This window comes from Desulforamulus profundi (assembly GCF_002607855.1).
Genome location: NZ_AWQQ01000047.1, coordinates 146,009 through 156,883, shown reverse-complemented (window position 1 = coordinate 156,883; position 10,875 = coordinate 146,009). Strand labels below are relative to the sequence as shown.

11 protein-coding genes and 1 pseudogene are annotated in these 10,875 nt (G+C 43.1%); 11 read left to right on the top strand and 1 reads right to left on the bottom strand.

What is annotated here, in order from left to right; all coding sequences use genetic code 11:
* Positions 1-443 precede the first annotated feature (443 nt).
* Together P378_RS08300 and P378_RS19485 are read left to right on the top strand one after the other, a co-directional pair.
* The gene (locus P378_RS08300; RefSeq protein ID WP_099082907.1) at positions 444-1,064 is read left to right on the top strand and encodes a DUF6431 domain-containing protein; all 621 of its coding nucleotides are present in this window, start codon (positions 444-446) and stop codon (positions 1,062-1,064) included.
* 364 nt (positions 1,065-1,428) lie between these two features.
* Complete coding sequence (locus tag P378_RS19485) at positions 1,429-1,734, top strand: hypothetical protein (protein WP_099082906.1); 306 nt, start codon at positions 1,429-1,431, stop codon at positions 1,732-1,734.
* A 222-nt stretch (positions 1,735-1,956) separates the two neighbouring features.
* On the opposite strand, the pseudogene P378_RS08290 reads toward P378_RS19485, so the two are convergent.
* A pseudogene (locus P378_RS08290) lies at positions 1,957-3,113 on the bottom strand (IS256 family transposase).
* 341 nt (positions 3,114-3,454) lie between these two features.
* Between P378_RS08290 and P378_RS08280 the strand changes: the two are divergent.
* The 9 genes from P378_RS08280 (at position 3,455) to P378_RS08240 (ending at position 10,806) form a co-directional block, all read left to right on the top strand.
* Complete coding sequence (locus P378_RS08280) at positions 3,455-3,691, top strand: LexA family protein (RefSeq protein ID WP_180261024.1); 237 nt, start codon at positions 3,455-3,457, stop codon at positions 3,689-3,691.
* Positions 3,661-4,845: a DNA polymerase IV gene (locus P378_RS08275; protein WP_143338437.1), complete on the top strand. Its 1,185-nt coding sequence runs from the start codon at positions 3,661-3,663 to the stop codon at positions 4,843-4,845. Before P378_RS08280 ends, P378_RS08275 begins: the two co-directional genes overlap by 31 nt.
* Entirely contained in the window at positions 4,842-5,159 is a 318-nt protein-coding gene (locus tag P378_RS08270) for a hypothetical protein (protein ID WP_099082903.1), read from the top strand. The genes P378_RS08275 and P378_RS08270 overlap by 4 nt, the downstream gene beginning before the upstream one ends.
* A 21-nt stretch (positions 5,160-5,180) precedes the next feature.
* Positions 5,181-5,849: an SOS response-associated peptidase gene (locus tag P378_RS08265; protein ID WP_238473035.1), complete on the top strand. Its 669-nt coding sequence runs from the start codon at positions 5,181-5,183 to the stop codon at positions 5,847-5,849.
* Between the two features lie 326 nt (positions 5,850-6,175).
* On the top strand, positions 6,176-6,535 hold the full coding sequence (locus P378_RS08260) for a hypothetical protein (protein ID WP_338013867.1): 360 nt from the start codon (positions 6,176-6,178) through the stop codon (positions 6,533-6,535).
* Positions 6,536-6,671: 136 nt separating this feature from the next.
* Positions 6,672-6,905: a single-stranded DNA-binding protein gene (locus P378_RS08255; protein WP_099082901.1), complete on the top strand. Its 234-nt coding sequence runs from the start codon at positions 6,672-6,674 to the stop codon at positions 6,903-6,905.
* A gap of 180 nt (positions 6,906-7,085) precedes the next feature.
* On the top strand, positions 7,086-8,327 hold the full coding sequence (locus tag P378_RS08250; protein ID WP_099082900.1) for a dsDNA nuclease domain-containing protein: 1,242 nt from the start codon (positions 7,086-7,088) through the stop codon (positions 8,325-8,327).
* On the top strand, positions 8,327-8,875 hold the full coding sequence (locus tag P378_RS08245) for an ABC-three component system middle component 4 (protein WP_099082899.1): 549 nt from the start codon (positions 8,327-8,329) through the stop codon (positions 8,873-8,875). The genes P378_RS08250 and P378_RS08245 overlap by 1 nt, the downstream gene beginning before the upstream one ends.
* Positions 8,872-10,806: a DUF3732 domain-containing protein gene (locus P378_RS08240; RefSeq protein WP_099082898.1), complete on the top strand. Its 1,935-nt coding sequence runs from the start codon at positions 8,872-8,874 to the stop codon at positions 10,804-10,806. Before P378_RS08245 ends, P378_RS08240 begins: the two co-directional genes overlap by 4 nt.
* The last annotated feature ends 69 nt before the right edge of the window (positions 10,807-10,875 follow it).

Genomic DNA, 10,875 nt, shown 5'->3' with positions numbered 1-10,875 from the left:
AAAACAATCCCGAAGTTGTCCGGAATGCAATCGGCAAGGCATCGTCTGATTTGACAGGCGATACAGAGTATTTCGATGACAGCGAAAAATCGGCAATGCTTGAATTCCTGAAGTCGTTGCAGTGAATTTGATTATTTAAAGTTGAGCTTGCGGTTTTCCTGCATTTTCGTGGGTAATTGCACTCAACTTTAAATAATGTAAAACTTTCGATAAGCGATAAACCCGTTTATCCAAGCCATTATTTTTTAGGCAATTTCTGACTGAATTCTATCCCCAAAGTAAATTGCAAATTGGGAAATACTGTCGGCACTAACTTTATTTGTCGGTAAAGTGGCGCTTTTTTCTTGCCAAGAGTGGCAGTTATCCTGGATAATGATTAGCGTGTGCAAACTATTGGCACATGCCAATCAATCAGGAGGAAAAAAACAAGAAGAGGGAACCATATGGCCCGCCAGCCAGTTCCCTCTTCTCAACAACAACACATAATGATTTTAATAGAAGAACCCCTGACTGTCCAGACCTATCTTCAGTTATTTGCTGATGGCTGCCCTGAAAAATTTCGCCCCAGAATATGTCCCCACTGCTTAACTCAAGTATTGCTGCATCGGCATGGTAAATACAACAGACATGCCTATACTCCCGATGGTCAGTCTCGTCTTCCTATCTATCGATTTATCTGCCCCAATCCCAATTGTAGAAAAACCACTGCCCTGCTTCCGTCCTTCTTAAAAGAACATCACCAAATATCTCTTGATCTTCAGGAGAAGGTGATACGCCAGCAAGCAGAAGGAAAGACGTTGGTTCAATTGTCAGAGGAGCTTGAGGTTCCAGGAGGACCTTTCAGCGAAAAGACCATCTGGAGATGGATTCGCACCTGGAACAAAGACCTGGTTAACTATGTTTCCGTGGTGTGGAAATTCATCCTAGAGTTTATCCCCCATCTTCAACTACCTGTGGGTACCAATAAGCCTCGGCAGGAATGGGGGTGGTTGTTTTATGCCTGGGATCAATTAAAGGCTAAATTTCCCAGGATAGCAGTCGGCTCGATGCTTTCATGGCTTTAATGGATTGGCAGCCCATCTTCAGCGAAAATGACATTAAGGGATGAACCCGGTCATTTTTGTTTGAAGGAGCGAATCAATCTATGGATTTAGAAATGCAGGAATAAATTGCAGCATTTCGCTACGGGCTGATTGCCCCCATTGTCAGCCGCCAAACCCCATTGTTACCTGGAGAATTAAATAAAAGCTAGAGGAAATCGCATCTCAAACGTACACCATTCCCGGAAGTCACAAAACCAGAGTTAGCGTAAGAACTTTAGAGCGATATATTGCTGCCTACCGTACAAGCAATTGTAAGAAACGCCCAAAAAAAACCAGTCCGGCATTCCGATCGCTGGGGCAACCTGAATTAAGGCGAACTCTGCGTATGAATAAATTTGAGGCGATTACTCAGCGAATTCAACTTCGATATCATCTTACGGGATTAATGGCAGAAGAAACTGCAACGTATATTCGCCATCAAATGAAAACCGCCGGTCTGACAACCCCTCTGTTTTCGGACAGTGCCATAAAACTAATTCATACTGAAACTAAGGGGATACCCCGATTGATTAACAGCCTTTGCAGTCAAGCCCTTTATGATGCCAAGCCACGGAACAGTGACGTAATTGAGGAAAGTATGATCGGTAGAATCCTAGTTGATGCAGAACGCCAACGCGGTACAGTCGGTTAATGAATTAAGTCCCCATTACTCACAAGAAGATGTGGTAATGGGGATTTTCCCTATTATCCATACTATTAACAATGGTTGGCTTTTGCGGGTAGATTTATCCCCATTGATTGGCATGTAACGCAAGTATTGGTTGTCGCTAGAATAATCTTTACCCTGGCAGGGTGACGTTATATTTCTTACGTCATTGACAGTGAGAAATGCGCCGTCAAATTAGGTGATCAGCTACAAAATACAATTTCTCCATTCTCGGATTGGCATGGTCCACTTCTTTGAGATTGATTCGGTCGCCAGGTAAATGATCTTTCTCAAAGCGTCATCCGTTGGGTAGGCAGTTTTGGTTTTCGTCACCTTTCTTAGCTGCCGGTGGTATCCTTCGATGATATTTGTTGTATAAATCATTTTTCTAATCTCGTAAGGGTATTCAAAATAAGCTGTTAATTCTAACCAGTTATTTTCCCCAAGACTTGATGATGATGGGATGTTTCTTTCCCCATTTCTCTTTAAATTTCTCAAAGGCAAATTCAGCCTCTTCAAGGGTCAAAGCCTGGTAAACCTTCTTAAGGTCAGTCATTACTGCCTTCTGCTCTTTGTAGGATACATATTTCATAGAGTTACGAATTTGGTGAATGACGCATAATTGTATCCTTGTCCTGGGGAAAACAGTGTTAATGGCCTCGCTAAAGCCGGAAAGACCGTCTTTACAGGCTATTAAAATGTCTTCAACGCCCCTATTTTTAAGGTCATTGCAGACTCCAAGCCAGAAACTGGCACTTTCATGCTCGCCAATCCAGATGCCTAATATTTCTTTTTGACCGTTCATGTTGATGGCCAGTACACTGTAGGCTGCTTTATTTACTATACGGTTTGAAGTGAATAGCATCAAGGAAGACTACCGGGTAAACCCGATCCAACGGTCTGGATTGCCATTCTGCAATCATAGGTAGGATTTTATCAGTTACTTTGCTGACCATAGCTGCAGAGACTTCAATGCCGTAAATATCCCGCATATGATCCTCTATATCCCGGGTAGACATACCTTTGGCATACATGGCAATAATCTGTTCTTCTACTTCATTGGCAGTTGTTTCGTATTTCTTAATGATTTGTGGTTCAAACTCGCCGTTGCGATCCCGAGGTATCTTAATTTCGGTTTTGCCCATTTGGGTTTGAACGGTCTTTTTGCTGTACCCGTTCCTGCTGTTGCCAGAGTGGTCACCGGTGGGATCATGTTTTTCGTAGCCCAGGTGGGCATCCATTTCGACTTCGAGAATTTTTTGAACGGTGTCCTTGAAAAGGTCTTTTAGCATGTTATGAACATCGTCCATGCTTTTACATTCCTTAGCTAATTCTGCTGCCAATCGGTTCTTTACGTTTTGCATAATTGATTCAACCCCCTATGGTAGTTGCCGGGTATTCTTCCTCTGGAAGAATCACACTGCCCTCGGCCGCCTGCTTCTCATAAGTGGCTGCAATGGCAGCTATGGGTAAAAATCGTTGTAAAAATGGTGCTTCCGTTGAAAACTTAGCATTTTGATTTGCAGAATTTGCATGATTAACCAGGCCGCAAATGTAGGCAAAAGCTAGAAGCCAGGCCGGAGACAATTAAGATAATTAACCAAGTATATTTCCAAACATTACCGACACCATTCCCCTTGTTTTGTCGTACATATGTTTTGTATAATCCTAATATGAACATATGTTCGGCAAGGGGGAGTTAGTAATGGTAACCGATAGCCAAATTATTAAGGCCATTCGGGAGTTAAGTCAAAGGGGTTACCCACCCACCGTCCGGGAAGTGGGGAGTAGGGTGGGTCTACGCTCCAGCAACACGATTTACTCCCGGTTGGCCCGGCTGCGGGACCAGGGTTGGTACACTGGCAGCTACCCAGTCTCGCACCCTGCGGGTGATCGGCGGGGATCTGTAACATGGGGAGAACCATTTTACTATGTGACATGAACAGCTTTTTTGCCTCCGTCCACCAGGCCATAAACCCAGCCCTGCGGGGAAAACCGGTGGTGGTGGGCGGTGACCCGGCTAAGCGGACGGGCATTGTGATTGCCGCCAGTATTGAGGCAAAACGACCCTTTGGCATCAAAACCGGCATGGCCATCTCAGAAGCCCGGGCGTTATGCCCGCAGGCTATTTTTGTCTCCCCATCCTACCGGGATTACGCGGCCTTTTCCTCCCGTATCAACAACATCTTAAAAGATTTCAGCGACATGGTGGAACCCTATTCCATTGACGAAAGCTTTGTAGACGTCACCGGTACCCTGCATCTTTTTGGGACCCCGCTGGAAGTGGCCCAACAAATCCAGAGCCGCATCAACCATGAAATAGGGGTGGGCGTCAATATCGGCATTGGGCCTTCCAAACTGGTGGCCAAAATGGCGGCCGAGCTGGAGAAACCGAATAAGATCATCTCCCTAAGTCTGGAGGACTGGCCAAAGGTCATCTGGCCGTTACCGGTAAAGGAGCTATTTGGGGTCGGCAGCCGGATCGGCCGGTGGCTCAATATGATCGGGGTTCGTACCATCGGCGAACTGGCCAGGTTGCCGGTAGAGCAACTCCGCAAGCGCTACGGAGTGATTGGGGAAATCCTTCACTTCTCCGCCCACGGCATCGACTTCAGCCCGGTGAACCCCGGTTCCCTGGAGGTCATAAAAAGCGTCGGCAACCAGATAACCCTGCCGCGAGATTACCGGGGATATAGTCAGATTCAAGTTGTCATCCTGGAACTGGCCGAAGAAGTGGCCCAGCGGGCCCGCAAAGCCGGTTATATAGGGAGAAGAGTTACCCTCACGCTGAAGGACCCTAATTTTATTACAGAAGCGCATTCAATGGTATTACCCGAATACACCGACATTACCCAGGAGATTTATGAGGCCGGCATCTTACTAATGAAAAAATACTGGGACCCTCAGGTGATCGTGCGCCTGGTGGGGCTGACACTCTCCGAATTAATCAAGGGACGGGGCAAGCAAATGGACTTATTTGCAAGACGGGAAAAACTTGAAAGAATTGACCGTGCCACCGACCTGATTCGGTCCCGCTGGGGCCACAACAGTATCAAGCGCGCCATTTCTATGACACAACTGGGGAGTGTATTATGAACGAAAAGGTTAAAACCTATTACAAAAACAACTTTTTATATGCCGGCCACAGGATGGTGCTGCCGATATCCGGCGAAAAATTCCGCAACTCCTGCGATCAGTGTAAGTATTATGTGAATGTCATCGGCCAGCATGAAACCAAAAGAATCTGCTTATATGGGGTTAAGGCCTACCGAACAGGCAGCAAAAGGGTCCCAAACAGTATCGAAATTATAGATCTTATACTCTTGCTGGGGAAGGAGGCCTTGCAAGGCATGCTGACAAGGGATGGACAACACCAGATGGCCTGTGGTAATTTTGAGCAAAGACTTTAGAAAACAAAAACCTAAAATGAGGTGTTGCCCTTGTGCGGCCGGTTTACACTGACCATTGATTTATTGACCTTCATTGAATTGTTTCAAATTGAAATTCCCGGACTAAACCTGACACCCCGTTATAACATTGCCCCCAGCCAGCCGGTGCTGACCATTTTAAAGCAGGGCAGCCAAAGAACGGCCCAACAGATGCGCTGGGGCTTGATACCGTCCTGGGCCAAGGAACCTTCTATAGGGTACAAAATGATCAACGCCCGAGCCGAGACGCTGGAGGAGAAACCTTCCTTCCGCAACTCCTTCCGTCACAGGCGCTGCTTAATTCCAGCCGATGGCTTCTATGAGTGGCGAAAGGAAGGCAAACAAAAGCAGCCTTACCGATTCACACTTGCCGACCAAAAGGCCTTCGCCTTTGCCGGCATCTGGGACCGCTGGATCTCACCGGACGGCAGCGAAATCATCTCCTGCAGCATTATCACCACCGAAGCCAACGACACCGTCAAACCCCTGCACCACCGCATGCCCGTCATTTTGGCGGAGCCTCAGCTACAGCAGATATGGCTTGATTTTGATAACCCTGGGGAGTTTAAGGGGCTTCTGAAACCCTATGCCGGCAGGATGGCAGCCTACCCGGTCTCTCCGGCTGTGAATTCGCCAAAGGTGGATGAACCGGGTTTGATTCTACCGGTTTAATTACGGATATAGCCTTGCGACCCGGTCATGATGTACAGAAACAGCCCCACCGGATTCGGTGGGGCTGTTTCGTAAACCCTTGATTTAACTGGTGCCGAAGGTGGGAGTCGAACCCACACGGGTGTTGAGCCCGCCGGATTTTGAGTCCCTCAACATTACCGGAAGCATCGGGAATGCAACGTACTCTACCGGAATCCTCAGACCGCGAAAAGCCTTGTATAATGGGCATTCACGGCACTTGAAACCCTGAAACCCACATCACTCCAAGGCTCTCTCAAAAGAGCGGTTTTGACATCAATTTTGGACGTTGGAGGGATATTGGAGGGATGTTCAGGAGGGATATCCGGACCATCTACCGTCGGAACGACGAACGTGTATTAATCAAAAACCAATATTGTAACAGTCATCCTACCATTGACAAATCTTTTCAGGAGTTGATGACTGTGAAAAATCAAGAATATTACGAGCAGCTTTTTGAGCCGTATCCTGATGTCGTTACACTGGACGAATTTAGAGCCATGTTGGGCGGCATCGGAGAAACCACGGCACGAAAGATTTTGCACGGGAACCATATAAAATACTTTTTCATCCGCAGTACCTACAGGATTCCTAAAGTATGGGTTATCGAGTATGTGTTAAGCGACCATTACGCCCAATACCGGCAAGAGCTAAAAGTACAGGTTTAGCAGTAATTAAAATGAATGAACAAGAGGACATAGGTTTTGCGCTTATGTTCTCTTTTTATATGGAAATAAATTCATATGGCTGATATAATTTATATTAACAATGTTGTTTTCATTGATATTGTATGGAGGTTTTTTGATGCCGGATGTGAATGAACTTTTAAATAATGCAATTAAAGAAACAGAGAACTTAAATCAAGGGGAAGTTTTCCTGGTAAGAGATTTATTCAAAGGCTATGAATGGAACCGCATTTCTCGTAGTGAACGGCTTCTGCTTGGCACATTATTTTTAAACTATGTGAATACGTCAAAGAATTCGATACAAGCGATTGAGAAGACTTCTTCGGGACAGCAAAGATATAGGATTAATTAAAACGTAATAGTCGAGTATAGACATTTCGTACTACGAAGAAGTTGAAATATAAACGCATAGATGTTGTCATATATGGCTTTTTTGATTTTAGATATTTATACATAGGCATTTGATCTGAACTAAACCATCGGGCCAGCTTGGCCCGATGTTAGAACCTTTCAGTAAGGGAGGGACGACAATATGCCGGAGGTTGAAAACACTCAAATAGACTCTGCTTTATCTACAGACGTTGGCGATGAAACTTCCAATAGATTCCGATATCAATGGGTTTTATCAGCTATTATCTGCTGCATGCTACTGGATCAAGATGAAGACGTCAAAGAAGTGTTTTGTGAGCATCATGAGGATATTTTGGTAAAACATATTAATGGTCTATTTACTGGTATACAGGTAAAAACTAGGGCAAGCGATCAACCACTCTGGAAAGCAAGCGATGAAGACGTGGTTAAAGCTTTTGCCAGATTTGTGATATTAGACAACCAATATCCCAGACAGTTTCAAGCGTTTAAATTTATCACAAATCACCCCATACAGTCATCCTCGAATGGACAAGATATTGCATATCTGCTTTGCCAAATAAGTCAAATTGAAAATCATGACTCATTAAGTAATGTTGTTAAAACCTTTATAAGAAGAATATCTAGAACAGCAGAGATCGCCGAAGAAGATAGCTTTCATACACTAAAAAAGGCATCGATCAAACATGATTTGCCTAAATTTCGAGATGCCACAATGCGGCTTATAGATACAATAGTTTTGGTTTGGGATAGAGCAAAGGGAGCTTCTTATGAAGGAATAAAGCGCGCTGCAAGCCATTTAATTGATGCATGTTTTCGCGCATCTTCATTAGCAAGCCAGGATTTGTTACCTGCATATCTGCCTATTTCATCCAGTGGAGTTGAAAGAGAAATCCAAGAACGCATTGCAGGAAAAACATTTAACAAACAGCGCGTTTATGATGTGCTATTACAAGGCTTAGATGAAACAATCCCATTATCTTGCGATCCAACGGATTTGGAAGATATTCGTACAGGCAGCAAAGAATTGTTACGCAAAAAACTAACCGCAGGTGGATTTTCAGCTATATCTACTATACACGCAGAAGACCTACGGGATACAGCGGATTATGCAGGAGCATGTCTTATCCAAAAATACGGTCGTGAACGAGGCCTCCAAAAATATCACGAATTACGATTAAAGGTCCAAGGGGATGCTGCCAGAGCATATGAGAAGGAAAAGAAGGACGAAGATCCGTTTGGACTTGATATGTTGTCCTCTCTTCGTGATAATTTGAAAAATAGGGCTTCATCTGGAGAGCAACTCTATGGCTGTTCTGTTGAGCACTTGGAAGGGCTAGCGTATTCGCTTACTTCACAATGTAAAGTAATATGGAGCATAAACCGTCCGTGGGAGGTGGAGTAATGGATTATGTGGAAGTGTTAGCAGATTTAGATGAACAGCCAGTTTTGCATAAATCGAGATTATTATTACTTCTATATGCCTTTGCAGGTGAAAATAACGAAGGTGCAATCGAAGGAATTACAAAATTAGCCAAGTTGGATTTTTTACTAAGATACCCCACAATGTTAAAGCATGCTTTAGAGGTCAAAGGAGCGTCAACAAGAGATTTATCTATAGAAGATCACGAGTTATATAGTGTTGAATCAGAGATGGTACGCTACCGTTTTGGACCGTGGGATCACCGGTATAGGTTTTATCTGAATCTTTTGGTTGGGGAAGGGTTAATAAAAGTGATTTCAGAGGGGCGAAAAGTGATAATTGCTTTGACGGATAAAGGCTTCGCTTTCGCAAACAAATTAAGTGCAAATTCTTTGATGCAGATATACACTAAACGTGCAGGAATTTTAAAGAGACATTTTGATATGACTTCAACAAACCTCATGAATTTTATTTATGATACTTTTCCAGAAATTGTTTCGCTCAACTCGGGCAAGAGGATACAGTTATGAAAATTAAATTAGAACGTTTATTAATCCAAACAAAAAAGACTAGAGAAATTATCGAGTTTTCTGAATTGATAACATATGTTTATGGGCCAGTTGGAAAAGGAAAATCTACATTGGCTCGCTTAATTGACTTTTGTTTGGGAGGCCATCTTGAAAACACTCCTGCAATTCAACAAGAATTTATATCGGCAATCTTGCATGTACGCCTTGGCAATTATAAGTGCACTTTGGAACGAAGTGCAACAGATGGGTCCAGTGTTCGTATAACATGGTTTGAGTCTGAAAAAGTTAACGGGTCTGTAAATGCGCCACTTCAAGCTCAGGCTGAACCCATAATTCCGAATAGTGAATTATACACGCTTAGCGACATAATATATTTTCTTTGCGGTATAGAACCAATCAAAGTGAGACAAAGGAGTCGCGATGCTGATTCACCCTTGATAAGATTGAGTTTTAGGGACTTATGGCGTTATTGTTACCTTGAACAAATGCATCTGGACTCCTCATTCTTTAGATTTGAAGACCCCTTTAGAGGAAGAAAGAGTCAAGACGCAATGCGGTTTTTTACAGGTCTTCACTCTGAACGATTAAGTCAGTTAGAAACTGACTTAATGAAGGCGATAGACGATCAGCGGGCTAAAAGAGGTGCTGTCAAACAAATTCGTGAATTTATGAGTCAATTTTCATTAGGTTCGGAGAGTGAGATAATTGACCAATTACAAGAAACGGAGACTCAATTATCAGATGCAAAATTAAGGAAAACTGAATTGCATAAAAAAAGGAGTATAGATATACACCCTACTGATTTTTTAAGGGAGAAAATTCTGTTATTAGGTGAACAAATTTATCAGCTAAAAATAGCCATCGATGATTCGATCGAAATAGTAAATGAGCAACGTATGTTGCACTCAGAGCTTATAACAGCAAAAATAAAAAATGAACGGTTGGTTCAGGCTGGCATGCTTTTTGATGATGTAAAATTTGAGAGCTGCCCAGCTTGTGGCGCAAAAATCCAAGCTACTGAACATTCAGATTGTTGTAGTCTTTGTGGCAAGACAGCAAGTGAACATGTTTTAGAAGCCCAAATCGATAATGATTCCCTGCGCAAAGATCTTAATATACGGATAGATGAGCTAGCTGATTCAATTAAGCGTCGTGAAATGGAAATATCAAAGACCAAAAAGCAATTGGATAAGCTCATTGGCGACAAGGCTCATCTTGATACTCAATTACAAGAGGATCTTTCTAACTATGATTCTGCTATTGTTGAAGAAATACGATATGTTGATAAAATAATTGCTACACTTGAAGAGCGTATTGCTTCTTTGAAAAAACTACAATCAATGCCTCAGGCTATTAATAAATTGGAAGAAGATGCAGGCGCATTACAAGGTACTATTGATATATTAAGAACAGAGCTTGAAAATGAGAGAAAACGTTTATCTGAGGCTGATGCAATTGTAAAAAAGATAGCTGATGAGTTTAAGCGATTAATGCTTAGTGTGAAATTCCCTGGAGTTTATGTTGATGATCAAGTGGTTATTGACCCTAGGAGCTGGAAACCGGAAGTGTTACATGGCGAGACTGCTTGGAGTTTCTGGGATACTGGAAGTGGCGGAAAGAAAACTCTATTTAATGTTTGTTACGCACTGGCAATTCACTCAATCGCTAGTAAACGCAATTTACCGGTTCCATCTATACTAATTATTGATAGCCCGACAAAGAACATTAGTGAAGATGAAAACCCGGAATTAGTTAAGTCGTTGTATAAGGAGATATATCAACTGGCACTTGATAGTTATGGCAGCCTACAGTTTATTTTAATTGACTCAGATTATGTAGCTCCAACAATTGAATTGCCAGATTTCAAGTTGCGGCATTTGGCCGGAACCGAAGAAGCCCCCAGTCTTATCTCTTATTATGATGGTCCGTAATATGCCTACAATTATTCATAGTTCAACATTAGGTTAATTTGACCCGATGTCAATTTCGGAAAATAACTC

What these genes read in the sequence shown, in the direction of transcription:
- P378_RS08300 (WP_099082907.1), top strand. Translation starts at nt 444, where the DNA reads ATGGCCCGCCAGCCAGTTCCCTCTTCTCAACAACAACACATAATGATT.
- P378_RS19485 (WP_099082906.1), top strand. Translation starts at nt 1,429, where the DNA reads ATGAATAAATTTGAGGCGATTACTCAGCGAATTCAACTTCGATATCAT.
- P378_RS08260 (WP_338013867.1), top strand. Translation starts at nt 6,176, where the DNA reads ATGTTCAGGAGGGATATCCGGACCATCTACCGTCGGAACGACGAACGT.
- P378_RS08245 (WP_099082899.1), top strand. Translation starts at nt 8,327, where the DNA reads ATGGATTATGTGGAAGTGTTAGCAGATTTAGATGAACAGCCAGTTTTG.
- P378_RS08250 (WP_099082900.1), top strand. Translation starts at nt 7,086, where the DNA reads ATGCCGGAGGTTGAAAACACTCAAATAGACTCTGCTTTATCTACAGAC.
- P378_RS08255 (WP_099082901.1), top strand. Translation starts at nt 6,672, where the DNA reads ATGCCGGATGTGAATGAACTTTTAAATAATGCAATTAAAGAAACAGAG.
- P378_RS08275 (WP_143338437.1), top strand. Translation starts at nt 3,661, where the DNA reads ATGGGGAGAACCATTTTACTATGTGACATGAACAGCTTTTTTGCCTCC.
- P378_RS08280 (WP_180261024.1), top strand. Translation starts at nt 3,455, where the DNA reads ATGGTAACCGATAGCCAAATTATTAAGGCCATTCGGGAGTTAAGTCAA.
- P378_RS08270 (WP_099082903.1), top strand. Translation starts at nt 4,842, where the DNA reads ATGAACGAAAAGGTTAAAACCTATTACAAAAACAACTTTTTATATGCC.
- P378_RS08240 (WP_099082898.1), top strand. Translation starts at nt 8,872, where the DNA reads ATGAAAATTAAATTAGAACGTTTATTAATCCAAACAAAAAAGACTAGA.